The organism is Streptomyces melanosporofaciens, assembly GCF_900105695.1.
Taxonomy (GTDB): domain Bacteria; phylum Actinomycetota; class Actinomycetes; order Streptomycetales; family Streptomycetaceae; genus Streptomyces; species Streptomyces antimycoticus.
The window spans coordinates 5,614,097-5,637,086 of sequence record NZ_FNST01000002.1 but is presented as its reverse complement, the minus strand read 5'-3'; the positions used below and the strand labels follow the sequence as shown (position 1 = coordinate 5,637,086).

General features: G+C 72.3%; 25 protein-coding genes and 1 pseudogene. 7 read left to right on the top strand and 19 right to left on the bottom strand.

The features are described 5' to 3' along the window. Window positions 1-257 precede the first annotated feature (257 nt). From BLV72_RS27215 to BLV72_RS27185, 7 genes are all read right to left on the bottom strand, one after another. The gene (locus BLV72_RS27215) at window positions 258-1,025 is read right to left on the bottom strand and encodes a GntR family transcriptional regulator (protein ID WP_093465492.1); all 768 of its coding nucleotides are present in this window, start codon (window positions 1,023-1,025) and stop codon (window positions 258-260) included. Between the two features lie 140 nt (window positions 1,026-1,165). Further along, window positions 1,166-1,768 carry an HAAS signaling domain-containing protein gene (locus BLV72_RS27210; protein WP_093465491.1) on the bottom strand — a complete coding sequence of 201 codons (603 nt, stop codon included), beginning with the start codon at window positions 1,766-1,768 and terminating at the stop codon, window positions 1,166-1,168. A 155-nt stretch (window positions 1,769-1,923) separates the two neighbouring features. Next, window positions 1,924-2,613 carry a TetR/AcrR family transcriptional regulator gene (locus BLV72_RS27205; protein ID WP_093465489.1) on the bottom strand — a complete coding sequence of 230 codons (690 nt, stop codon included), beginning with the start codon at window positions 2,611-2,613 and terminating at the stop codon, window positions 1,924-1,926. A 141-nt stretch (window positions 2,614-2,754) separates the two neighbouring features. After that, window positions 2,755-3,603 carry a transporter substrate-binding domain-containing protein gene (locus tag BLV72_RS27200; RefSeq protein WP_208905741.1) on the bottom strand — a complete coding sequence of 283 codons (849 nt, stop codon included), beginning with the start codon at window positions 3,601-3,603 and terminating at the stop codon, window positions 2,755-2,757. A 206-nt stretch (window positions 3,604-3,809) separates the two neighbouring features. After that, complete coding sequence (locus BLV72_RS27195; RefSeq protein ID WP_093465487.1) at window positions 3,810-4,463, bottom strand: bifunctional 4-hydroxy-2-oxoglutarate aldolase/2-dehydro-3-deoxy-phosphogluconate aldolase; 654 nt, start codon at window positions 4,461-4,463, stop codon at window positions 3,810-3,812. Between the two features lie 216 nt (window positions 4,464-4,679). Beyond that, window positions 4,680-5,648: a sugar kinase gene (locus BLV72_RS27190; protein WP_093465485.1), complete on the bottom strand. Its 969-nt coding sequence runs from the start codon at window positions 5,646-5,648 to the stop codon at window positions 4,680-4,682. A gap of 229 nt (window positions 5,649-5,877) precedes the next feature. Continuing rightward, complete coding sequence (locus BLV72_RS27185; protein ID WP_093465484.1) at window positions 5,878-6,306, bottom strand: ribonuclease; 429 nt, start codon at window positions 6,304-6,306, stop codon at window positions 5,878-5,880. Window positions 6,307-6,498: 192 nt separating this feature from the next. Between BLV72_RS27185 and BLV72_RS27180 the strand changes: the two genes are divergently transcribed. Both BLV72_RS27180 and BLV72_RS27175 read left to right on the top strand, forming a co-directional pair. After that, entirely contained in the window at window positions 6,499-7,176 is a 678-nt protein-coding gene (locus BLV72_RS27180) for a helix-turn-helix domain-containing protein (protein ID WP_244320986.1), read from the top strand. A gap of 17 nt (window positions 7,177-7,193) precedes the next feature. Beyond that, window positions 7,194-7,376, top strand: a complete 183-nt coding sequence (locus BLV72_RS27175; protein WP_244320984.1) for a DUF6126 family protein — start codon at window positions 7,194-7,196, stop codon at window positions 7,374-7,376. Between the two features lie 27 nt (window positions 7,377-7,403). Here the strand turns inward: BLV72_RS27175 and BLV72_RS27170 are convergent, their stop codons facing one another. Continuing rightward, window positions 7,404-8,234, bottom strand: coding sequence for an AIM24 family protein (locus tag BLV72_RS27170; protein WP_093465481.1), 831 nt, complete (start codon window positions 8,232-8,234; stop codon window positions 7,404-7,406). A 241-nt stretch (window positions 8,235-8,475) separates the two neighbouring features. Between BLV72_RS27170 and BLV72_RS27165 the strand changes: the two genes are divergently transcribed. Further along, on the top strand, window positions 8,476-9,333 hold the full coding sequence (locus tag BLV72_RS27165; RefSeq protein WP_093465479.1) for an SCO6745 family protein: 858 nt from the start codon (window positions 8,476-8,478) through the stop codon (window positions 9,331-9,333). Between the two features lie 138 nt (window positions 9,334-9,471). On the opposite strand, the gene BLV72_RS27160 is transcribed toward BLV72_RS27165, so the two are convergent. Next, window positions 9,472-9,687, bottom strand: a complete 216-nt coding sequence (locus tag BLV72_RS27160; protein WP_425288533.1) for an EF-hand domain-containing protein — start codon at window positions 9,685-9,687, stop codon at window positions 9,472-9,474. Between the two features lie 153 nt (window positions 9,688-9,840). On the opposite strand from BLV72_RS27160, the pseudogene BLV72_RS52085 reads away from it, so the two are divergent. After that, window positions 9,841-10,374 (top strand): annotated as a pseudogene (locus BLV72_RS52085) (MerR family transcriptional regulator). Here the strand turns inward: BLV72_RS52085 and alc are convergent. Together alc and allB are read right to left on the bottom strand one after the other, a co-directional pair. After that, a complete protein-coding gene (gene alc / locus BLV72_RS27150) occupies window positions 10,371-11,516 on the bottom strand; it encodes an allantoicase (protein WP_093465476.1) in 1,146 nt (381 codons plus the stop codon). The pseudogene BLV72_RS52085 and the gene alc overlap by 4 nt on opposite strands. Beyond that, a complete protein-coding gene (gene allB / locus BLV72_RS27145) occupies window positions 11,513-12,874 on the bottom strand; it encodes an allantoinase AllB (RefSeq protein WP_208905739.1) in 1,362 nt (453 codons plus the stop codon). Before allB ends, alc begins: the two co-directional genes overlap by 4 nt. A gap of 294 nt (window positions 12,875-13,168) precedes the next feature. On the opposite strand from allB, the gene BLV72_RS27140 reads away from it, so the two are divergent. Beyond that, window positions 13,169-13,960, top strand: a complete 792-nt coding sequence (locus tag BLV72_RS27140) for an IclR family transcriptional regulator (RefSeq protein WP_093465473.1) — start codon at window positions 13,169-13,171, stop codon at window positions 13,958-13,960. A gap of 45 nt (window positions 13,961-14,005) precedes the next feature. Here BLV72_RS27140 and BLV72_RS27135 read toward each other — a convergent pair whose 3' ends face one another. Beyond that, the gene (locus tag BLV72_RS27135) at window positions 14,006-14,323 is read right to left on the bottom strand and encodes a DUF5955 family protein (RefSeq protein ID WP_093465471.1); all 318 of its coding nucleotides are present in this window, start codon (window positions 14,321-14,323) and stop codon (window positions 14,006-14,008) included. A gap of 274 nt (window positions 14,324-14,597) precedes the next feature. Between BLV72_RS27135 and BLV72_RS27130 the strand changes: the two genes are divergently transcribed. Together BLV72_RS27130 and aceB are read left to right on the top strand one after the other, a co-directional pair. Next, window positions 14,598-15,206 (top strand): nucleotidyltransferase family protein, encoded by a 609-nt coding sequence (locus BLV72_RS27130; RefSeq protein WP_093465470.1) that lies wholly within the window; start codon window positions 14,598-14,600, stop codon window positions 15,204-15,206. A 126-nt stretch (window positions 15,207-15,332) separates the two neighbouring features. After that, on the top strand, window positions 15,333-16,952 hold the full coding sequence (aceB, locus tag BLV72_RS27125; protein WP_093465468.1) for a malate synthase A: 1,620 nt from the start codon (window positions 15,333-15,335) through the stop codon (window positions 16,950-16,952). Window positions 16,953-17,015: 63 nt separating this feature from the next. On the opposite strand, the gene BLV72_RS27120 is transcribed toward aceB, so the two are convergent. The 7 genes from BLV72_RS27120 to BLV72_RS27090 all read right to left on the bottom strand — a co-directional run bounded on the left by BLV72_RS27120 (window position 17,016) and on the right by BLV72_RS27090 (window position 22,922). Next, window positions 17,016-18,857: an alpha-L-fucosidase gene (locus tag BLV72_RS27120; protein ID WP_093465466.1), complete on the bottom strand. Its 1,842-nt coding sequence runs from the start codon at window positions 18,855-18,857 to the stop codon at window positions 17,016-17,018. A gap of 169 nt (window positions 18,858-19,026) precedes the next feature. Next, a complete protein-coding gene (locus BLV72_RS27115; protein WP_093465465.1) occupies window positions 19,027-20,397 on the bottom strand; it encodes an 8-oxoguanine deaminase in 1,371 nt (456 codons plus the stop codon). 76 nt (window positions 20,398-20,473) lie between these two features. Next, a complete protein-coding gene (gene pucL / locus BLV72_RS27110) occupies window positions 20,474-21,355 on the bottom strand; it encodes a factor-independent urate hydroxylase (protein ID WP_093465463.1) in 882 nt (293 codons plus the stop codon). 5 nt (window positions 21,356-21,360) lie between these two features. Next, window positions 21,361-21,699 (bottom strand): hydroxyisourate hydrolase, encoded by a 339-nt coding sequence (gene uraH / locus BLV72_RS27105; protein WP_093465462.1) that lies wholly within the window; start codon window positions 21,697-21,699, stop codon window positions 21,361-21,363. Continuing rightward, window positions 21,699-22,229, bottom strand: a complete 531-nt coding sequence (uraD, locus tag BLV72_RS27100; protein WP_093465460.1) for a 2-oxo-4-hydroxy-4-carboxy-5-ureidoimidazoline decarboxylase — start codon at window positions 22,227-22,229, stop codon at window positions 21,699-21,701. Before uraD ends, uraH begins: the two co-directional genes overlap by 1 nt. Before the next feature lie 73 nt (window positions 22,230-22,302). Next, entirely contained in the window at window positions 22,303-22,674 is a 372-nt protein-coding gene (locus BLV72_RS27095; protein WP_093465458.1) for a helix-turn-helix domain-containing protein, read from the bottom strand. Continuing rightward, a complete protein-coding gene (locus BLV72_RS27090; protein ID WP_014055635.1) occupies window positions 22,671-22,922 on the bottom strand; it encodes a hypothetical protein in 252 nt (83 codons plus the stop codon). Before BLV72_RS27090 ends, BLV72_RS27095 begins: the two co-directional genes overlap by 4 nt. Window positions 22,923-22,990: the final 68 nt, after the last annotated feature.

Genomic DNA, 22,990 nt, shown 5'->3' with positions numbered 1-22,990 from the left:
CGAAGACCCGCCCTTCTCACTGTGTGTTCGTCCCGCTGTCACCTTCGCGGCCGGGTACCGCATGATCGGGCCCGGCCGCCGCCAAGTATCCGTTACCGGCCCTCGCCGGGGCTTCCGGGGTGCTCGGCGGCGCCGCGTACGGTGAAAGCCGTGGCGGGCCCGGTGCCCGTCCGGCTGGAGGACTTGTAGCGGGGGACGCGGGACACGTCAAGGACAGCGGCCGGGTGCGACGGCCTTGTAGGGCGGGAGCGAAGGGCTCAGGGGCGTACGAGGAGCTGGAATTCGAAGGCGTAGCGCGAGGCCCGGTAGGTGTGCGAACCGAACTCCACGGCCCGGCCGGTGTCGTCGTAGGTCGTGCGCTCCATGGTCAGCAGCGGCGCACCCTCCGGCTCCCCGAGCTGCTCCCCCTCCTCGGCGGTGGCCGCGCGGGCGCCGACCGCCTGGCGGGCGCTGTGCAGGGTGATCCCGGCCGCGCGCATCAGCCGGTAGAGCCCGGTGTCCTCCAGCTCGGCGCTGTCCAGCTTGAGCAGGCCCACGGGGAGGTGGTTGCGCAGATGGGCCATGGGCTCGCCGTGCGCCAGCCGCAGCCGCTCGATCAGCACCACCTCGGCGCCCTCGGAGATGCCGAGCGCGGCGGCGACCTCGGCGGTCGCGAGCTCGGTCGTGTTCCGCAACACCTGGGTGGCGGGGCGCTGACCGGCCGCCTCCAGGTCGTCGTAGAGGCTGCTCAGCTCCAGCGGGCGCTTGACCTGGCTGTGCACCACCTGTGTGCCCACGCCCCGGCGGCGCACCAGCAGCCCCTTGTCCACCAGCGACGAAATGGCCTGCCGGACGGTGGGGCGGGACAGCCCGAGCCGCCCGGCCAGCTCGATCTCATTGCCCAGCAGACTTCCGGGCGCCAGCCGCCCCTGCTCGATCGCCGCCTCGAGCTGCTGGGACAGCTGGAAATACAGCGGGACCGGACTGCTGCGATCGACGCTGAGCTGGAGCGCCTCAGCCCCGCCCGAAGAGTCTTCTTCCTCCATAGCCACGGGGCGAGGGTATCCGGATGAGCACATGACGGGAAGTCGTGAAGTTCTGTTGTCCGGACAAACTGGGCACAGTCGACCCGCCGGGGCCGACAACGCTGTCAGCCGACGCGCCGGCCAAGGGGCCGTCCTGCCTCCTACGGGGCCTGCTCGCGCAGTCGGGCGGCGGACCGGGCCAGCCGTATGGCACCGACCACCGGCAGGGCGAGCGCTATCAGGAGGGAGGCCACGAACGCGGGAGCGCTGATCCCGTCGAACGCCAGGGAGAGGGCGGCCGCCAGCACCGGCACCGTCACCAGGGGCGACAGGACGAACAGCGTGGCCTGCCGCTTCTCGCGCCGCGCCCACGGCGCGGACCGCCACAGCCGGACGAGCGCGCCGAAGGCGGCGACCAGCCCCAGCGGTATGCCGACACCCGGGATCAGGCACAGCGGCACCGGCAGTACGGCCAGGCCGAGCGTCAGCCAGGTGCCGCCGGGGTTCTCGGGCTCCGGTGGAATGCTGCCGGACTCCTCGGCCAGCGCGTCCGCCGCGATCTCCTCCGGGGTTCCGATCCAGTCGAGCGCCCGCCGGACCCGCTCCTCGCTGATCGCCGGGCCGCCGTCCGCGGCGGGGTCCTCGGTGCGGTCGTCCGCCAGGGCCGCCGCGATCTCCTCGCGCAGATCCTCGAGCAGTTCCTCCCGCCACGCGGCGGGAAGCGCCGCGGTCCGCCGCTCGACCGAGGCCAGAAAGGTCCGCACGAGGGGTGGCTGAGGGGGCTGCTCATATCGTCTCTCCGGATGCGAGGAAACGTTCACCGGTCCGGGCATTACAACCGGCATCCGTCAGGGTGTAGCACCCGCGCAAGGGCCGCGCCCGAATTCGCGCAAATGCGCATCCCGCCGCGGGCGACAGGCTAGTAGGCCGCCCTGTGGCCCCCGCTGTGGGTCATGGCCCGGTCCAGTTCGGCACCGGTGAGCCCGGCGGGGAGCGGGGCGGTGTCGGAGCGGGCGCGCAGTCCGTCCAGGACGAGCGCGGCGATGCGGCGGGCGGCGCGGTCCCAGGCGTCGGACGGGAGTTGGGCACGGGCGAGCGTGGCGACGGTGACGACGAGGTCGGCGGCGGTGGCGTCGCGGCGGATCGAGCCGTCGCCGATGCCCCGCTTCAGGACCGCGGCCAGCGACCGGGAGATCCGCGGGCCGAGGGGGTCGGCGCCGTTGCTCGAATGCGGGCCGAGGGGGTCGGCCCCGTTCCACGGACGCGGGCCGGGGGCGCTGAGCAACGGCAGGGCGAGACGGCGGCGTTCGGCGAGCAGCCGGTCCAGGAAACCGGCCAGCGCGTCCAGCGGCGGCGCCGCGCTGGCCTCGGCCTCCTGGGCGAGGTCGGCCACGAGCTGGTGGGCGCGGTGGACGACGGCCGCGTATAACTCGTCCCGGTCGGCGAAGTTCCGGTACAGCGTGGCGATGCCGACCCCGGCCTCGCGCGCCACCACGTCCAACGGCACGGCGGGCCCATCGCGGAGCAGGACCCGCTCGGCAGCGTCGAGGAGGGCGGCGCGGTTGGCGACGGCGTCCGAGCGGCGGCGCACGGGCTGGGCGGGACTCATGGGGCCATCTTCCCGCCCCGGGCGCCGAGGGAGGGCGACGGACGCGAGAGTCCTACGGCGATGCCCAGCTTTTCAGCCGCCGTCCGTCCGCCGCCAGGTCACCGCCCCAACCGCCCCTCGCGTCTCCATCGCGTCACCGCGTCACCGCTTCATCCATTCATCCTCGTACTTCTCGTACGTACCGTCGTGCGTGGCCAGATGGACCCACTGGTCGACGTACTCCTTGAACTGCGCATCGCCGCGCGGCAGGGCGTACGCCTTCTCGGAGAAGGAGAACGGCTCGTCGGGGTGGACCGCGCACAGCTCCGGGTGGATCGCGGACTGATAGCGGGTCTCGCTGGCGTCCGTCATCATCACATCGGCACGGCCCGCGATGATCTCGTCGAAGATCGTGGTGTTGTCCGGATGGACGGTGAGAGTGGCCCGTTTGACATGCGCCCGGGCGAACTCCTCATTGGTGCCACCCGGGTTGACCACCACCCGCACGCCCGGTTGGTCGATGTCCTCCAGCGTGCGGTACCTGTCCTTGTCCTCGCAGCGCACGATCGGCGTCTTGCCGTCGGTGAGATACGGCTCGCTGAAGGACGCCTTACGGGCGCGGGCCAGGGTCACCGACACCCCGCCCATGCCCACGTCGCAGCGTCCGGCGGCAAGGTCGTCCACCAGCTCGGCCCAGGTGGTGGGCACGAACGCCGGTTTGGCGTCCAGGCTCTCGGCGAGGTCCCCGGCCATCTTGATGTCGATGCCGGTATAGGCGCCGGACTTGGGGTCGCGATGGCTGAAAGGCCGGTAGTCGCCCGTGGTGCACACCCGCAGCACCCCGCGCTCGGGCACCCGGTCGAGCAGGGTGCCGCGCTGCTGCCGGGCGTGCTCGGCGGCGGACGTCCGCGGCGACTCGGGCTTGGACGTGGAGCCGACGGCCAGCGCCGAACCGGCGGCGGTGGCGGCGAGCACGGCGGCGAGGGCGGACAGCGTGACGGTACGTCTCACGGCACCTCCTGGGCGCGGGCGGGCGGCCGGTACGAGCCGCATGATCACAGCGCGCTCAGGGTGGCAGAACTCCCGGCCCACGGGAAGCCGTTGACCGCCCGCTGGGATACGCGGACGTACGGCCCACACGCACCGCCAGGCGTACGACCCGCGCGCAGCGGTCAGTGCGGCCCGGGCCCCGCCGTCCGTACGGCCCCACACCCCCGTCAGTACAGCTCGGGCGCCGAGTCCAGCGGTGGTGCCACATCCGCGAGGCGGGCCAGCAGCTCGGCGGCACGCTTGCCCACGGTGTCCCGGTCGCCCTCGGACAGCGCCGAGCCCATCCCGCAGGCGACGGCCCCGGCCGCGATCCAGTCCGGGGCCTCGGCCAGCGTCACCCCGCCGGTGGGAACCACGGCGGCCTGCGGCAGCGCGGCCCGTACGTCGCTGACCCAGCGGGGCCCGTAGGCGGAGGCGGGGAAGAGCTTCAGGGCGTCCGCGCCCAGCTCCATCGCGTGCACCGCCTCGGTGGGCGTGGCCACGCCGGGGAAGACCGGCAGACCGTAGCGGTGGCCGGTGCGGATGACCTCGGGGTCCAGGCTCGGCGAGACGAGGAAGCGGGCGCCCGCGTCCACCGCCATCCGGGCCGAGGCGGCGTCGAGCACCGTGCCCGCGCCGATCACCGCGTCATCGCCGACCTCCCGGATCAGTGTGGTGACCGCCTCCAGGGCGAAAGGCGTGGTCAGCGAGATCTCCAGGCTGGTGATACCGGCGGACAGCAGGTTGTCCGCCGTGGCATGGGCGTGGTCGTAGCTGTCGCTACGGACGATGGCGAGAACGCGCTGCGCGAGCGCGGCCCGGGTGATCTCCCAGCGGTACACGACGGTCGCCGCCTTCCTCTCCCAAGTGCTGCTGGCGATGCCGCCCCGGATTGCCTCCGGGATATGCGGCGGTTTCGGTGTGCGATGGACGATATGCGGTGCGGTGATGCTTGGTGGATCGATATCCGGCTTGTCGGTGTTACCGGCGCTGTCCGCGCCGTCTGTGCTGCCCCCGTTATCCGTGGTGCCCGTGTTGTCTCTGCTGCCTGTGTCGGCTCAGCGGTACACCGTGTCCCCGCCCTTGGAGAGCTCGGCGAGCGCCCGGTCCCGCGCGGCGGCGGTGGGCAGCCCGTCCGTATCGGTGGCGGCCTGGACGACGAGGGCGGCCACGCATGCCGCCTCGGCGAGCGCCTGGTGCTCGTGCAACCCGCGCAGGCGGGCCGACAGATAGCCGGCCGCGAAGCCGTCACCGGCCCCGATGGGGTCGACGACCGGCACCGCGTGGGGCGCCTGGTCCCAGCCGCCGTCGGCGGTGAGGACGGTCGAGGAGTGGTCAGCACGCTTGATCACGACCTCGTCGGCCGCACCGCGCAGCAGCTCCCGCGCGGCCTCGTCGGCGGGTCGGGCGGTCAGCAGCTCCAACTCGTCCTCGCCCGCGAGGACGATGTCGGCGTCGCGCAGCAACGGGCCCGCCGTCTGGGCCCACTGCGCCGCGCCGCCCAGCTTGTGCCGTACGTTCGGATCGAAGGAGACCTTGGCCCCGGCCGCACGGGCCAGCTCCACCAGGCGCCGGCTCGCGGCCGCCGCGGTCGGCGAGAGCATCGGCGTGATCCCGGACAGATGCAGCAGCCGGGTGCCTTCGAGGGCCTCGGGGCGTATCTGCTCGGGCGTCAGCCGGGAGGCGGCCGATCCCATGCGGTAGTACTGCACATCGATGGCGCGGTGCGCATGGCTGTCCCGCATCAGCAGCCCGGTGGGGGCGTGGTCGTCCACGATCGCGTGGGCGACGTCCACACAGTCGGCGCGCAGCTCGCGCAGCACCGCCTCCCCCGCGGGGTCGGCGCCGACCCGGCCGAGCCAGCGCACCCCGTGGCCGAGCCGGGCGAGGCCCACGGCCACATTGGACTCGGCCCCCGCCACCGACCGGCGGAAATGCACGGCCCGGTCCAGCGGAACCCCGGGCTCGGCGAGCAGCAGGAGCATCGCCTCCCCGCACGTGACCACTTCCGGACCGTTCGCCACCATGCCTCCCCACACGTCCGCTGCTAACCGAGACGGTATCGGGAAGCAACGACAACGACCCGCGCGGGGTTCCCGGGGCGGTGACCGCTGTTCGGTGCGGCGGCGGGGCGGGGGCGGGCCCGAGGGCGGACGGAGGGCGGGTCCCGGGCGGGCGCGGACAGCGCTGCGGCCGCTGCCCTGATGAGGGGCAGCGGCCGCGCCGCGGGGGGTGGCGGTCTTCGGTGGGGCCGCGTCAGCAGCCGCGGTCGACCAGGTCGAACGAGGCGTAGTGGTCCGAGGTGTAGTAGTCCTCGTCCGTCTGCTCACCGGTGACGATGCGCCGGGCGCCACGGTCGTCGGAGCCCGGGGTGATCACGGTGTACTCGTGGTAGTAGCCGGAGGACTGGGACGGAAGGACGCCTTCACGGTTCTGGAAGACGGTGCCGTCCTGCGGGAACGGGTAGGGGCCGCCCTGCTCGATCAGGTCCAGGGTGTCATGGGCCTGGGACGGCAGATCCGAGTAGCAGATGTCGCCGACGGCCGCGATGACCTGCGACGACACAACGGTCTGCGATGCCGCCGGGGCGAGCGCGGTGGCCGCGGTGGCCGTACCGCCGATGATCAGCGTCGAGACGAGGGCGCCGAGGGCACCGATGCGAGCGATCCGTGGGGGGATTGTCATAGACATAGCATGACGCGCGTAGACGCTGTCGTGTCAATGCCAAGTGACCCCCGTTCGCCGGGAGTTCACAAGAACTGCGCGAAGCGCCAGAGGAGGTAACGAAAGCGTAACCTCGCGCCCGCATCGCCCGCACTTCTTGCCTCTCAGGCAAATCTTTTGCCCGAAAGGTTCAGGTCTGGCTATACCGGAGACATGCACCCGCTCCCCCACGGGCCCGACGAGGGGCCCACGGACGGACCGGCCGACGGTCACCCCGGCGGACCGGCAACCGAGCTGCCCACCGTCGCTCCCCGCCTGCGTGACCTGCGGCGGCGCAGCGGTCTGACGCTCGAGGCCGCCGCCCATCGCGTCGGGCTCTCCCCCGCGCATCTGTCGCGGCTGGAGACGGGCCGCCGCCAGCCCTCGCTCCCGATGCTGCTGACCCTGGCCCGTACCTACGGAACCACGGTATCCGACCTGTTGGGCGAGGAGACCTCGGAACGGGACCCGGTCGTGCGGGCCGACCGCATGGAGGCACAGGAGGCCGGCGGCTGGACCTACTGGCAGGCCGGCGGCTCCGGCCGGGCCATGCAGGCGCTCCGGCTGCATGTGCCGGAGCGCTCCGGCGCCCAGGAGGGCCTGGTGCGGGTCCACCCCGGCGAGGAATGGCTCTACGTCCTGAGGGGCCGGCTGCGGCTGACCCTCGGCGAGACCGTGCACGCCCTCTCGCCGGGCGACGCGGCCCATTTCGACTCGCTCACCCCGCACCGCATCGCCGCCGCCTCGCCCGGCGGCGTGGATCTGCTCTTCGTCCACACGCTGCTGCAGAGCGGCGCGGCCGAGCTGTGCCTCGGCGACGCCGCTCGCCGAGGAAGGCCCGGAATGCCATGAAGGAGGACGGGAACGACATGACCGCGCACCAGATGAGCCCGAGCGACACCCGGTCGTACCCGGCGCCGCGCGCCCGGACCGGCCCGAACGAGGAGGACCGGGCGCCGATGAGCTTCACGGTCCGGGTCTTCATCTACCTCGTGGGCGTCCACTTCATCGCCGCTTTCCTCTTCTTCCTCTTCTACGTCGCGGGCGGGTGAGAAGCGCGGGGCCGGCCCACGGGCTCGTCACCCCGCGTGGGTGGAGAACATCCCGCCCGTCGGCCCCTGCTTGTCGCCGCCCTGCGCCTTCTTCAGGGCGTTCGCCAGGCCCTCGATGGTGAGCGACTGCAGGATCACCCGCCCATTGCCCTCCAGCGTGGCCAGCGAAAGACCCTCACCGCCGAAGACCGCGTTCATCAGCCCCTGGCGGTTGAGCCCGCCGATGCGCTCCACGCCGTAGCGGATGCCTTCCTCGAAGGCCACGATGCAGCCCGTGTCGACCTCGATCCGGCCGCCGAAATCGGCCGGATTCAGGTCGATGAAGTTGCCCGCACCACAGATGATCACGGTGCCGTGCCCGGTGAACTTCTCCAGGATGAATCCCTCGCCGCCGCTGCGCCCGGTCTTCCCGCCCTGGAAGGCGATCCCGAACTCCACGGTGGACTCGGCGGCCACGAAGGCGTCCTTCTCCGCGAACCAGGCCCGCGCCCCGTCAAGCTCCAGCGCCCGCATCTCACCGGGCAGCACGCCGGCGAAGCCGACGGTGCCCTCACCGCCGGTGGCGGTGAAGTACTGGAACGCCAGCGACTCCCCGGCCAGCGCCCGCTGCCCCACCTGCATGGCGGTGCCCATGGCCTGGCGCAGCATCCCGCCCATCCCGCCGCCCCCGGCGCTTGCGCCACTGCCCCCGGCGGCCTGGCCGCCGCCCCCGCCGGGCCCGGACAGCCGGGTCTCCATCGTCACGTTCGCCGTCTTGAACAGGAACTTCCCGGCCTCGCAGTAGACGGTCTGCCCCGGCTGCAGGGTGCAGACCGCCATTTGCATGGCGTTGCCGACGATCTCTTGCCGCAGGGTCACAGCCGATCTCCTCGAAGGTCGTATTCAGGCGCGTCGGTTCGTGACGGTCGTCCCGGCGGTCGCATCGCTCGCGTCCGTCCCGTCCGTCCGGTCCGCCGCGCCCGGTGATGCCAGATGGTGTCAGGTGATGCCGTAATCGGACATCCGGGTCAACGTCCGACCCGGATGTCCGGGTTCCGGGAGCTTGGCACAATGCCGGTCGTGGTCCGGCCCCGGGGGCGATGCTGAAGGGAGCATGGCAATGAACACCAGCGCTGCGACGACGGCCCGCACGATGTGGGCCCTCTTCGAGCCGATCCACGCGGTGGCGTACTTCGCACCGGAGGCCGAGGCGGCGTACGAGGAGGTGGGGCTGCGCGGCTTCTGGCGCGGCTACTTCGCGGGCCGCGCGGCGCCCCTCGGACCGGTCGGGCCGGAGCCCGTCGTGGCGGCCTTCTTCACCTTCGCGCCCGCCATGGGCGCCCGCGCCCTGCCCGACGTCTGGTCCCTGACCACGCCCGCACGGGCCCTGGAGCTCCGCCGTACGGGCGCCGCGGCCGCCCTCGCCCGGCTGCTCGCCGGGCACGAGCGCGAGGTGGAGCGCGCCGCCGAGGCCCTGGTCCCCCGCGCGGCGGGCCTGGAGGGGTCCGGCCGGGTGCTGGCCGCCGCGAACGGCGCGCTGGACTTCCCCGACAAGCCGGTCGAGCGGCTGTGGCACGCGACGACCCTGCTGCGCGAGCACCGCGGCGACGGCCATGTCGCGGCCCTGGTCGCCGCCGGTATCGACGGCTGCGAGGCCCTCGTCCTCCGTTCCGCCGTCGACGTCCCCCGCACCGAACTCCAGCCCCACCGCGGCTGGACCGACCAGGAGTGGGACGCCGCCGCCCGGCGCCTGACCGACCGCGGCCTGCTCACCCCGGACGGCACCGCGACGCAGGACGGATACGAGCTGCTCCGGACGGCCGAGACCGCGACGGACCGGGCGGCGGAACGCCCTTGGCGGCCGCTGGGCCCCGACGAGGTGGCGACGCTGGTGCGGCTGCTCACCCCGCTGGCCACCGCCTGCGCCGCCGCCCTGCGCTTCCCCAACCCGATCGGGGTCCCGAAGCCGACAGGGTGAGCGGTCATGCCAGGGGCGGCACCCCGCGCGTCCCGGGCGAGAATGCCGCCGGGTGCTGGCCGCTCCCTGGATCTCCGAGAGCCACGGAGGGGCCAGAGGGCCACGACGAGGGCCTCCGGGTGGCCGGAGCGCCCGTGGTCAGTCCGCGACGCCCTGCATCGGGGCCCAGAACTCCTCGAACGACATCGTGCCGTCGCCGTCCGTGTCGAGTACGTCGATGAATTGTTGCGCCTGCTCGTCGGTGAGGTGCTCGCCGCGCAGCTCGGCGACGACCTGCTGATATTCCTCGGCGGTTATCTGCCCGTCGGCATCGAGGTCGTATGCCTCGAAGACCTTGCGCGCGGCCGCCTTCATGTCCACCACGTGACTTCGCCCTCCCTCGCTGGATGTTGTGCGATGTTACTGCGCATTGATCACCCGCAGCTCGCCGAAGCGGTGGCGAGTACCTGTAGGCGGCGAGCCTAAGGGCTTGAACCTCTCGTTACGGCCGGTTCTGGCGTGGGCGGCGTGATCGGAAAGGACGCCACCGGAGGTCGGTGGAGCATCGGTGAGCCGGCGCGGGCGAGTGGAGTGACCGTGCGGGCGCTGCGGCACTACGACGAGGTGGGGCTGGTGCGGGCCAGTGGACGACCAGGGCCGGGCACCGTCGGTATACGGCGGAGGATCTGCGGCGGCTGTACCGGGTGCGGGCGCTGCGCGGGTTGGGGCTGTCCCTGGAGGAGATCGGCGACGCGCTCGCGGCCTCCGCGGACGGTCCGGAGGCGCTGCGTGCGTCGCTCGCCGGGCAGCTGGACCGGCTCACCGCGCAGGCCGAGCGGATCCAGCAGCGTACGGGAACTTGTGCGGCGCTGGGAGGCGGTGGGCGAGTCCTTCCACGGCGGCGGCGAGCGGGCCCGGGCAGAGACCGAGGCGGCGGCGCGGCGCATGTGGCAGGGCCACCGCGAAGAGCTCAGCGCCCGGCTGCCCTGGCCCGGCGAACGGATGGCCGAGTTGGTCGGTTATGTGGAGCGGGTGCGGGAGGTCCGTCGGGGAGGGAGCTAGCCGCTCAGCTCCGCATGGCGTGCGGCGAGCCGTTGCGCGCCGTGCTCGGTCAGCGTCCCGTGCAGCCGCAGCCGGGCGACGCCGCCGTCCGGGTAGATGTCGATACGGACGTGGGTCACCGGCGGGGCGGCGTCGAGGACGAGGCGGTGGACCGTATCGGGCTGGAGGCGGGTGCGGGGCAGGAGTTCGGTCCAGGCCGGGGAGGTGTGGTCGGCCGGGTCCGCGCCGGAGGTGGCGTCGAGGCCGTACAGCGCCGCCCACCCCGGCGCGTTGCCCTTGTAGCAGCCGGTGTCGATCTCCACGGCGCGCGGCGACGCCTGGGCGGTGAGGCGGTAGCGGACCCAGTCGTGGCCCGTGTCGCGGCGGCGGCGGGTCTCCCAGCCCTCGTCCATCGTGTGGGAGCGGCCGGGCTGGATGGAGTTGGCGGGCGGGGAGTAGAAGCGGTCGGAGGCGTCCTCGGCCGCGCCGCCGTGCTCCAGCGCCACCACGTCGAAGGTGCCGAGGACGGTGAGCCACGCCGGGTCCGGGGCCACCTCGCCGTGGACGCGGAGGCGGGCGATGCCGCCGTCGGGGTGCTGCTTGAGGCGGAGGTGGGTGAAGCGGCGGCCCGCGGAGACCGGGAAGCCGTTGGCCGCGTGGCCGCCGATCCGCGTACGGGGGACGAGTTCCGTCCACACGACGTCGTCGGCGAGGAGTTCCTCGGGGGACGGGGTGCCGTCCACCGCCGTCGCCTCGACGCTCACCGCCCGCGGATAGTTGCCGCGGAAGTGGGCGGTGTCGACGACGATGCCGTGGACGACCCCGGGCGCGCCGAGGCGGATCAGGGCCCAGTCGTGGTCGTCCTCGGCCGGATGCGGGGTGTCGGCGCGGGCCCCGCGCCGCCGCCGGGTCTCCCAGCCGTCCATGACCTTGCCCTTGTGGCCGAAGGCCGCGGGGTCGAAGTGCGGGGCCTCGGGCCTCAGCAGACTCTCGCGCTCGGCGAAGAACTCGTCGTTGGCGGCGACCACGCTTCCGCCGAGCCGCCGGTCGGCCAGGTCCACGAGATGGGTGAAGGGGAGGTCGGCGGTCCGGTAGTCGGCGTACGGATCGCCACCGCCGTACGGGGCGGCGTCGCCGGTGAAGCGGGGGATCGGCGCGGTCATGTGCGGGGCTGCCTTTCCAGGAGTCGGCCGGTGGGTTCGCTCGCCGCGCCCCGGTCGGCGATCGCACCATGGTCGGCGATCTTCCGGCCGCGCAGCCAGGTGGACCGTACGACGCCGTACAGCGTCCTGCCCGCGTAGGCGGTGACCTGGTTGCGGTGGTGGAGGGCGGCGGGGTCGACGGTGAAGGTCTCGTCGGGGGCGAGGACCGCGAAGTCGGCGTCGCGCCCGGCCTCGATGGCGCCCTTACGGTCGAGACCGACCAGCGCGGCGGGGCCGGTGGACATCCAGCGGGCCACGTCGTGGAGGGTGTGGCCGCGCCGCCGGGCCGCCGTCCAGACGGCGGGGAGGCCGAGCTGGAGCGAGGAGATGCCGCCCCAGGCCCGCCCGAAGTCGCCCACCTTGAGGTCGGCCGTGCAGGGCGAGTGGTCGGAGACGACGCAGTCGATCTGTCCGGCCGCCAGGCCCGCCCACAGCGCGTCCTGGTTGGCGGCCTCCCTTATGGGCGGACAGCATTTGAACTCCGTGGCGCCGTCGGGGACTTCCTCGGCGGTGAGGGTCAGGAAGTGCGGGCAGGTCTCCACCGTGATCCGCACGCCCTCGCGCCGTGCGTCCGCGATCAGCGGCAGCGCGTCGGCGGACGACAGATGCAGGACGTGGACGCGGGCGTCGAGTGCGCGGGCGAGGGCGATGAGGCCCGCGATGGCCTCGTTCTCGGCGGCGCGGGGGCGTGAGGCGAGGAAGTCGGCGTAGCGGGGGCCGGTGGGCGGCGGAGCGCCGTCGATGAGGTGGGGGTCCTCGGCGTGGACGATGAGCAGCCCGCCGAAGCCCGCGATCTCCCGGAGGGCGGTTTCGAGCTGGTCGGGGTCGAGCTGGGGGAACTCGTCCACGCCGGAGGGGAGCAGAAACGCCTTGAAGCCGAGGACGCCCGCGTGGTGCAGCGACGCCAGGTCCGGGGCGTTCCCGGGTACGGCGCCGCCCCAGAAGCCGATGTCGACATGGGCCGACCGCCGGGCGACGGCCCGCTTGATCTCCAGGGCCTGGACGCTGGTGGTCGGCGGGATGCTGTTGAGCGGCATGTCGACGAGGGTGGTGACGCCGCCGGCCGCGGCGGCGCGGGTGGCGGAGCCGAACCCCTCCCAGGCGGTGCGGCCGGGGTCGTTGACGTGGACGTGGGTGTCGACGAGGCCGGGGAGCAGGACGTCGTCGCCGAGGTCCTCGACCCTCGCGCCGTCCGGGTCCGGGGCGTCGTACGGCCCGACGGCCACGATGCGGCCGTCGGCGACGGATACGGCGGCCGCGCGCAGGCCCTCCGGCGTGACCACCCTGGCCGAGCGCAGCACCAGCTCCACGTCGGGCACCGACACCCTCCTCGCCTCCGCCGTCGTCGATTCCGCGACACGGAATCAACTTTTTGTTGAATGATTCACTCGGTGGACGGCCCGGTCAAGACCTCCCGGCCGGTGCTGGACACCCGCCCGGCCGGTGTTCCACACCCGCCCGGCCGGTCCGGTACACCCGCTGTGACCGGCGCGGACAGTAAGCGCAAGCCCGCTGTGGGCGTCGCCGGGGACCGGTAGGCTGCCCGTGGCCGGTCGGCAGCGGATTGTCACCGTGTGCGGGCCGGTGCCGACCGCTGTGAAAGGAACACCGACGTGCCGTCCGCCGAGTCCAAGACCGCCGCCACCACCGCCGGATCCGGTGGCGTCCAGTCCCTGGAGCGCGCCTTCGATCTGCTGGAGCGGATGGCCGACGCCGGGGGCGAGGTCGGGCTGAGCGAGCTCTCCACCAGCAGCGGGCTGCCACTGCCCACCATTCACCGGCTGATGCGCACGCTGGTGGCCTGCGGCTATGTCCGCCAGCAGCCCAACCGCCGCTATGCCCTCGGGCCGCGGCTGATCCGGCTCGGCGAGAGCTCGTCCCGGCTGCTGGGCACCTGGGCGCGGCCGTATCTGGCGCGGCTGGTGGAGGAGACCGGCGAGACCGCGAACATGGCGCTGCTGGACGGCGATGAGGTGGTGTACGTGGCGCAGGTGCCCTCGCGCCACTCGATGCGGATGTTCACCGAGGTCGGGCGGCGGGTGCTGCCCCACACCACGGGTGTCGGCAAGGCGCTGCTGGCGAGCACGCCTCCGGAGGAGGTGCGCGCGCTGCTGGCCCGTACCGGCATGCCCGCGGTGACCGAGAAGACGATCACCTCGCCGGACGAGTTCCTCGACGCGCTGCGGCAGGTCCACGAGCAGGGCTATGCGGTGGACGACAACGAGCAGGAGATGGGCGTGCGCTGCCTCGCGGTCCCGGTGCCCGACTCCCCCGCACCGGCGGCCATTTCCATCTCCGGCCCGGCGGGCCGGGTGACGGACGAGGCCACGGAGCAGATGGTGCCGATCCTCAAGGAGGTCGCGGCGGAGCTGGCCGGGGCACTGGACAGCACGGGTTCCGCCTGACGGCGGAGCGTCACCGGCGGCGGGCGCGGCACCGGGCCGCCCGGGTCAGTCTCTCCCTCTGCCCGTCTGCGGCACGTTGTTGAACTGGTCGATCGCCGCGCGCACGCCCGTCAGGGCGGAGCCCAGTGCGCTGACCGAGCCCAGCGCGCCTGCGATGAGCAGCAGCGAGCGGCGCAGGCGGTGCAGCTCCGGAGCGCCGGTGCGAGCCATGGCATCGAGCGCGGCCAGCTCGTCGTCCGCGATCGCCCGGTCCGGTAATTCCGCCGGGTGGGCGGCCAGATCACGTCTGAGCCGGGCCACGGCACGGCGCAGCTCGGCCGCCCTCGGATCGTCATCGGTGCCCGCCACTCGCCTGGCTTCCACGACTGCGGCGCCCTCCACTGACAAGGCACCGGGTTCGCCCCAGAGCCTCGCGCCATCGTTGGCCAACACTGCCCTTCTCCCCCTCGCGCCCTCTCGCACGAGCCTGCCCCCTTCCCGCATGGCCGCCCCAACCCTCCACCCCACGTGGATTCGGACACAAGGGGCCGCGGATCAGTTAACGCCACTCAGTGCACGACGCGCTATACGGAGAGCGAAAATCAGACCGGCTGGGATGAAGCCCCCGCACGGCCCCCAGGTGCGGTAAGCAGGGTCCATGGATCGCACAACGGATGACTCCGCGCAGGTCGCCGGGATCGTGCTGGCGGCCGGGGGCGGCCGGCGGCTGGGCGGGCGCCCCAAGGCCCTTTTGACGCATCGGGGGCGGCCGCTGGTGGAGCACGCCGCGCGGGCGCTGCGCGAGGGCGGCTGCGCGCCCGTGCACATCGTGCTGGGCGCCGCGGCCGAGACCGTACGGGCACGGGCCCGGCTGCCCGGGTACGTCCTGGTCGACAACCCCGACTGGGAGCAGGGCATGGGCTCCTCGCTGCGCGCCGGGCTCGGCTCCCTGGCCGGTACGGGGGCGCGGGCGGCGCTGATCGCGCTGGTGGACCAGCCGGGGATCGGCGCCGAGGCCGTGGCGCGGGTGGTAGCCGCGTATCGCTCGCCGTCGACCCTGGCGGCCGCCGCGTACGGCGGGGAGCGGGGGCATCCGGTGCTGTTCGGTGCGGACCGCTGGGCGGACATCACGGCGAGTGCGGAGGGCGACCGGGGGGCACGCGCCTATCTGCGGGCGCATCAGTCCGCGATCACGCTCGTCGACTGCTCGGATATCGCCCGTACGGACGACATCGACACCCCCGAGGACTTGGCGCTGCTGGAATGAGACATCGAGGGGGCAACGGGCGTGGCGTTCAACTGAAGATTGAACTTCCACCATGAGAAACTTACTATCCACGAAACAGAAGCATCGCGAGCGTCCAGCTGAGACTCGTCCAAGGAGTGACAGCCCATGTCCGCACCAGCGCCGTCCCCGCTGGCCATCGTCGACGCCGAACCGCTGGAGCGTCAGGGGGAGGTGCTGACCGACGCGGCGCTGGCCTTCCTGGCCGAGCTCCATCACCGCTTCACCCCGCGCCGGGACGAGCTGCTCGCGCGCCGTGCGGAGCGCCGCGCCGAGATCGCCCGCACCTCCACCCTGGACTTCCTCCCGGAGACCGCCCATATCCGCGACGACCCCGACTGGCGTGTCGCCCCCGCGCCGCCCGCCCTCGAGGACCGCCGGGTGGAGATCACCGGCCCCACCGACCGCAAGATGACCATCAACGCCCTCAACTCGGGCGCCAAGGTCTGGCTCGCCGACTTCGAGGACGCCTCCGCCCCCACCTGGGCGAATGTGATCGGCGGCCAGCTCAATCTGATCGACGCCTATGAGCGCCGGATCGACTTCACCTCCCCCGAGGGCAAGAGCTACGCGCTGCGGCCCGACGATGTGCTGGCCACCGTCGTCACCCGGCCGCGCGGCTGGCATCTCGACGAGCGCCATCTGCGGACCGCCGACGGCCGCCCCGTCCCCGGCGCCCTCGTCGACTTCGGGCTGTACTTCTTCCACAACGCCCGCCGTCTGCTCGCCCAGGGCAAGGGGCCGTACTTCTACCTCCCCAAGACCGAGTCGCATCTCGAGGCCCGCCTCTGGAACGACGTCTTCGTCTTCGCACAGGACCATCTCTCGCTTCCGCAAGGGACGATCCGCGCCACCGTTTTGATCGAGACAATCACGGCGGCGTACGAGATGGACGAGATCCTCTACGAGCTCCGCGACCATGCCTCCGGGCTCAACGCGGGCCGCTGGGACTATCTCTTCTCCATCGTCAAGAACTTCCGCGACGGCGGCCCCGGTTTCGTCCTCCCGGACCGCAACGCGGTCACGATGACCGCCCCGTTCATGCGCGCCTACACCGAACTGCTCGTCCGCACCTGCCACAAGCGCGGCGCGCACGCGATCGGCGGCATGGCGGCCTTCATCCCCTCGCGCCGCGACCCCGAGGTCAACGCGGTCGCGTTCGACAAGGTCAAGGCCGACAAGGACCGTGAGGCGCACGACGGCTTCGACGGTTCCTGGGTCGCCCATCCGGATCTGGTCCCGGTCGCCCGGGCCTCCTTCGACGCGGTCCTCGGCGACCGGCCGCACCAGAAGGACCGGCTGCGCGAGGACGTCCGGGTCACCGCGGCCGAGCTGATCGACGTCGCGTCGCTCGACGCCAAGCCCACGCATCAGGGCCTGCGCAACGCCGTGCAGGTCGGCACCCGCTATATCGAGGCGTGGCTGCGCGGCCTCGGCGCCGTCGCGATCTTCAACCTGATGGAGGACGCGGCCACCGCCGAGATCTCCCGCTCCCAGATCTGGCAGTGGGTCAACGCGGGGGTCGTCTTCGAGAACGGCGAGAAGGCCACCGCCGATCTTGTCCGTAAGGTCGCCGCCGAGGAACTGGCGGCGATCCGCGAGGAGGTCGGCGAGGACGCCTTCGCCGCGGGCAAGTGGAGCCAGGCGCACGATCTGCTGCTGAGGGTCGCGCTGGACGCGGACTACACGGAGTTCCTGACGCTGCCCGCCTACGAACTGCTGGGCTGAGCCGGTCCGTTCGGCCCAAGGGGCCCCGGACCGTACGGATACGGTCCGGGGCCCTCTTTGCCCCTATGGCGTGTAGAGCTGGGAGCGCGGCACGATCTGCTGGGGCACGCTGGGGCTGGACCACAGCAGCTTCATATGTGCCTCGCCGGTCTGCTCGGTGTACTCGATCTTGATGGCGTGTTTGGCTCCGGCGCGCAGCGCGACGGTCGCCTTGTCGACCTGTGGTTCGTGCGGGGTGGTGTTGTCGATGACCAGACGGCCGTCGATCCACACTCGCGCGGTGTCGTCGGAGACGGTCGTGAGCGTGTAGGTCTCGCTGTGGCGAGGCTGGAGGAAGCCGGTCCAGCGGACGCCGAAGTGGTCGGCGGGGACGTCGGCGGCCGGAGAGCCGGCAAACCTCCAGGTGTGGTTGACGGTGGGGTCGGTGCGGGTGACGGCCGGCGGCCCGGTGAAGGTCTCATTGGCGAAGACCTCCTCCCGCAGCCCCTGGCCCCGGCCCTGGGGCGCGGCCGGGGCCGGTTTCACCGTCAGCTCGATCACCGAGGCGGTGGGGTCGGCCGGGCCTCCGGAGGGGGTGAGATCGAAGCCGTCGCCCGCCTTGGCCACCTCGACCCGCTGTCCGCTGCCCAGCACCCGGGCGCCGGTCACCGTGAACGGCGCCCTGGCGGTGAGGTGGAGGGGCTGCCCCGCGGCGGGCCAGGAGGTGACGGACGCGTACAGCCGGTCACCCGACCGGCTGACCGCGCCCCAGGACGGCTCGTCGACCAGCCCGGTGGCCCCGGCCCCGTACACCGCGCGGTCCTGGCCGGAGGCCCGCAGCCAGGAGCCGATCTCGCGCAGCCGGTCGACGGAGGGCTGGGGAACGCGGCCCAGTTTGTCGGGGCCGACGTTGAGGAGGTAATTGCCACCGCGGCTCGCGATATCGAGGAGGTTGCGGGTGAGGGTGGCGGGCGACTTCCAGTCCTGGTCGTACTTGGCGAAACCCCAATGGCCGTTGAGGGTCATGCAGCTCTCCCACAGCTGCCCGGCCACGGGCGCGTCCGGGATTTCCTGCTCGGGCGTTCCGTAGTCGCCGTCGACCACGCGCCGCTTGCCGACCCGGTTGTTGGTGATCAGATCGGGGTCGAGCCCGTGCAGATACGTCTGCAGCCGCTCGCCGTCCCGCGCCGACCAGGTGTTGGTGGGGTTGTCCGCGTCCCATTCCCCGTCGAACCAGAGCAGCGCCGGATGGTAGCCGTCGATCAGCTCCTTGAGCTGGGCGTACATCCGCTTCTCATAGCGGGGGAAGGTGGCGGGGTCGGCGAAGTCGGGGTCGTGCCAGTCCCAGATCGAGTAGTAGAAGCCGAGTTTGATCCCGGCGGCGTCCGCGGCGGTCTTCAACTCGGCCAGGATGTCCCGCCGTTGGTCGAAGGAGGAGTGGTCGCGCAGATTCCAGGTGTTCTGCTTGGTCGGCCACATCGCATAGCCGTCGTGGTGCTTGGAGGTGATGACGATATAGCGCTGCCCGGCGTCCTTGGCCGCCTTGACGACGGCCTTGGCGTCGAAGGACGCGGGGTTGAAGTCCTGGGCGGCGTCCTCGTACTCGTTCATCGGGATCTGGCAGCTTCGCTTGATCCACTCCGCGTCGCGGCAGACGGTCCCGTCCGCCCGTTGGTATTCGCCCTCCAGCTGGGAGTAGGCGCCGAAGTGGATGAACATCCCGAAGCGGTCCTGCCGCCACCAGCCGGTGCGGTCGGAGGTGAACGGATCGTCGGTCGCGTAGTCGGTACCGGGCCCGGGCTCCCGCGCCGCCGTCGGCGCCGCGGTGGCGGCGGAAGGGCCACTGAGGATCGTCGCCAGCACCAGGCCGAGCAGAAGGCTGAGCGCTCGGAGGGGGATGACGGCCCGTCGTCTGGACGTACGCATGGCGGCTCCTGTGCTCATGGGTGGTCGAACAGGAGGGCTGGCCAGCCGCGTACGGGAACCTAGAACGGTAAAGATGGGATGTCAACGGGGCCCGAACGCACCGATGGGCCGCCGATGGCCGCGAGAAGCGGCTCGTCATGGCAACCCATCCGATGAATCGACGCGGCGTTCAGTCGTCCGCCGCGATACGGGCCAGGCGTCGCGCCTCGGTGCGCGCCTCCCGCGCGATCTCGTCCTCGTCCACGGTGAGCAGCCGGCCCGACTCCACCACCGCGGCGCCGTTCACCAGCGACAGGGTCACCGGGGCCGGGGCGCCCAGGACGAGGGCCGCGACCGGGTCGGCGATCGACGAATGGCCGAGGCCGTCCAGCTTCCAGAGCACCAGGTCGGCCAGTTTGCCCGGCTCCAGCGAGCCGATCTCGTCCTGGCGGCCGAGCACCCGCGCACCGCCGTAGGTGCCGAGGCGCAGCGCCTGACGGACGTTCAGCGCCTTCTCGCGGTGGCCGCCGAGCCGGTTGACCAGCAGCGCGTTGCGCAGTTCGGTGTGCAGCTCACCGGATTCGTTGGAGGCGGTGCCGTCCACGCCGAGGCCCACCGGTACGTCCGCGGCGAGCAGATCGGGGACGCGGGCGATCCCGGCGGCGAGCCGGGCGTTGGACGAGGGGCAGTGGGCCACCCCGGTGCCGGTCCGGCCGAACGCCTGGATGTCGGTGTCGCTCATGTGGACGCAGTGGGCCATCCACACGTCCTCGCCCAGCCAGCCGGTGGACTCGAAGTAGTCGGTCGGCCCCATCCCGAACCGCTCATGGCAGAAGTTCTCCTCCTCCACCGTCTCCGAGCCGTGGGTGTGCAGCCGTACGCCCTTGCGGCGGGCCAGCACCGCGGACTCGCGGAGCAGTTCGGTGGAGACGGAGAACGGCGAGCAGGGCGCGACCGCGATCCGCAGCATGGCGTCGAACCCCGGGTCGTGGTGAGTGTCGATGGCCTGCTCGGTGGCGGCCAGCGCGTCCTCGGTGGACTCCACGGCGAAGTCCGGCGGCAGCCCGCCGTCGGAGGTGCCGAGGTCCATGGAGCCGCGGGCGGCGGTGAACCGCACGCCCAGCTCGCGCACCGCGCGGATCTCGGCGCCCAGCAGATCGCCGCTGCCGCGCGGAAAGACGTAGTGGTGGTCCATGGCGGTGGTGACCCCGCCGCGCACCATCATCGCGAGCGAGCCGCGGGCCGCCGCGTGGACCATCGGCTCGTCGATCCGCGCCCAGACGGGGTAGAGCGCGACCAGCCAGTCGAAGAGGTTGCTGTCCTGGGCCAGGCCGCGGGTGAGCCACTGGTAGAAGTGGTGATGGGTGTTGACCAGGCCCGGGGTGACCAGGTGTCCCGTGCCGTCGATCCGGCGGACGACGCCCTCCAGCCCCTGCGGCGCGCGCCCCTCGCCCACCGACTCGATGCGGTGGCCGGCGACGACGACATGGCCGGACGCGTACTCGGTGTCCTGCGCGTCCACGGTGGCGACGGCGCAGTTCTCGATGACGATGCGGTGCACGGGGCGTGGCCCTTCCGTCAGATGAGTCAAGGGGGATCCCGGTCGGTCGGCGGGAAGCCGGTCGGTCGGGAGCCGTTCAGTCGGTGGGGATCCGGGGCTCGGCGCCGTCCCGCAGCACGGTGGCCTCGATGAGCCCGTACGGCCGGTCGGCGGCGAAGTAGACCTCGTTGTCGTTGGTGAGCCCGAAGGGTTCCAGATCGACCAGGAAGTGGTGCTTGTTGGGCAGCGAGAGACGTATCTCGTCCACCTCGGGGCGGCACTCGATCACCCGCGCGCCCATCTCGTAGAGCGTCTGCTGAAGCGAGAGGGAGTAGGTCTCGGCGAACGCGCTCAGCAGCTGGCCGCGCGCCTCCTTGTGGCCGTGGTCCCAGTCCGGCATCGGCCGGGTGTCATCGCTCCAGCCGTAGCGCCAGCGGGCGTGCACATCGGTGGCCAGGACGCGGTCGCGGGTCTCCGGCAGCGTGGTGTACCGGTCCTTGACATAGCCCCAGAACTCGGAGTCCGTGGTGTTCAGGACGGTGAGGCCGGTGAGCCCGGAGACCACCTCCCAGCGCTCGCCGTCGTAGGCGATCTGGGCGGTGCGGACCTCCTGGCCGCGGCGGACGAAGGAGTGCTGGGCGCTCCCGGCCGTCCGGATCCGGTCCCAGGCGTACTCCTCGATACGGATGCGGGCGCGGTGGATGGGCTCCTGACCGGTGACGAAGTGGCGGGCCAGCCGGATGCCGAACTCCTCGGCCGTATCGATGCCGTGCTCCTTGGCGAAGGCGTACACGGTGTTCTTGGTGGCGTCGGTCGTCAGGACGTTGGCGTTACTGCCGGAGACGTGGACCTCGTCCATCTCTCCGGACAGCGCCACCGAGACATTGAGGTCCTTGAGGTGGTGCACGGCGCCGTCGCGCACCACCCGCACGACGCGGGTTTCGGCTTTGCCGTAACTGTTCGGGCCGAGCGTGGGCATGGGTGCTAGCTCCCTCGGTAGACGGAGTAGCCGAACGGGGTGAGCAGCAGCGGTACGTGGTAGTGCTCGCCCGGCTCGACGGCGAAGGCGACCGCGACCTCCGGGAAGAAGGCGTGGGTCAGATACGGCCCGGTCTCGAAGCGCAGCCGGGCGTGGGTGGTGCCCTCGGGGAGGCCGGGCAGATCCTTGCAGCGCCCGTCGGCGTCGGTGAGGGAGTCGGCGTGCGCCGTCCACCGCGCCCCGGGCCCGGAGCGGACGGACAGCTCGACGACCACGCCCACGGCGGGGCGCCCGATGCTGGTGTCCAGGATGTGGGTGGACACGGAGGTGGCGCCGCTCGCCATCACCGCTCTCCTTCCGCCGGGGCCCGCGGGGCCTGGAGGGTTTCCGTCAGCCGGGTCAGCCGGATGCGGTTGATCTTTCCCAGTTCGGTGCGGATGATCTCGCGCTCGGTGTCGGCGTCATGGTGGATCCGCTCGCGCAGCGCCGCCAGCATCTCCTCGCCGGTGCGGCCGGTGGCGCAGATCAGGAAGACATGGCCGTGGCGCTCCTGGTACGCGAGGTTCAGCTCCAGCAGCTCGGCGCGCTCCGCGTCCCGTACGCCGCTCTGCTCGCGGGCCGAGGCGGCGCCGCCCGGCGCCGGCCGCCCGATGGGCGGATGTGCGGCCATCGCCTCGGCGAGGTCGGCGGCGGTCAGCCCGGCCATGGCCGCGTCGGCGGCGTCGAGCAGCTCCGCGACCGTGGCGTACGGCCGCCCGCCGGCGACCGCCGCGCCCCAGGCCCGGCTGGCGCACACCTCGTGCAGCAGCCCGGCGGCGTCGCGGTCGTCCACCGCGTTGAACCGGGCCAGCCCCGGTGGAGCACTGGAAGTCACTCTCGCAAGCTAGGAGGCGCCCTCGCCGGGCGTCAACACTTTGTTGAAAAATGCGCGGAACGACGGGGCGCGGTCAGTCCCCGCTCTTCTCACGGTTGAGGTAGTTGTAGACGGTGAAGCGGCTCACGCCGAGGGCTCCGGCGACCGTTTCGACGCCGTGGCGCACCGAGAAGGCGCCGCGCTGTTCGAGGTGGCGGACGACGGACTGCTTGGTCTTGCGGTCGAGGGCCGAGAGCGGCACGCCGTGGCGGCGCTGCAGGTCGGCGAGGATGTGGTCGAGCGAGTCCGAGATATGCGGCAGCCTTACGGCGACCACCGGGCGGCCCTCCCAGGAGAGCACCACATCGTCGCCCCGGGCCCGGTCCGGGGCGATCATCTCGCCGCCCATGGCGTCCACGAGCGGCCGCACCGCGGCGGCGAAGGGGTGGTCGGCCGGTACGCTCACGCCTCGCCCTCCCCGATCACATTGACCTGGAGCGAAATCCGGGTGGCACCGGCTTCGAGGGAGCTGCGCAGCAACCGGTCGACGGCCGCCAGCACCGCTTCCGCCCCGCCTTCGGCGGTGTTGCCGAAGGGGCCGACGTCGACGGCGTCCAGCGGGGCGGCCTGGACGGTCTCGCGGGCCGCGACGGCGTGCGGCGGCACCTCGTCGAGGTCGAACGGTTCGGTGGTGAACTCAACCCTCAATCTCACGCCGCAAACCTACTGCGTCAGCCGTAACACGGCGCCCCCACTGCGGGGGACAGAACACCCAAGTCCCT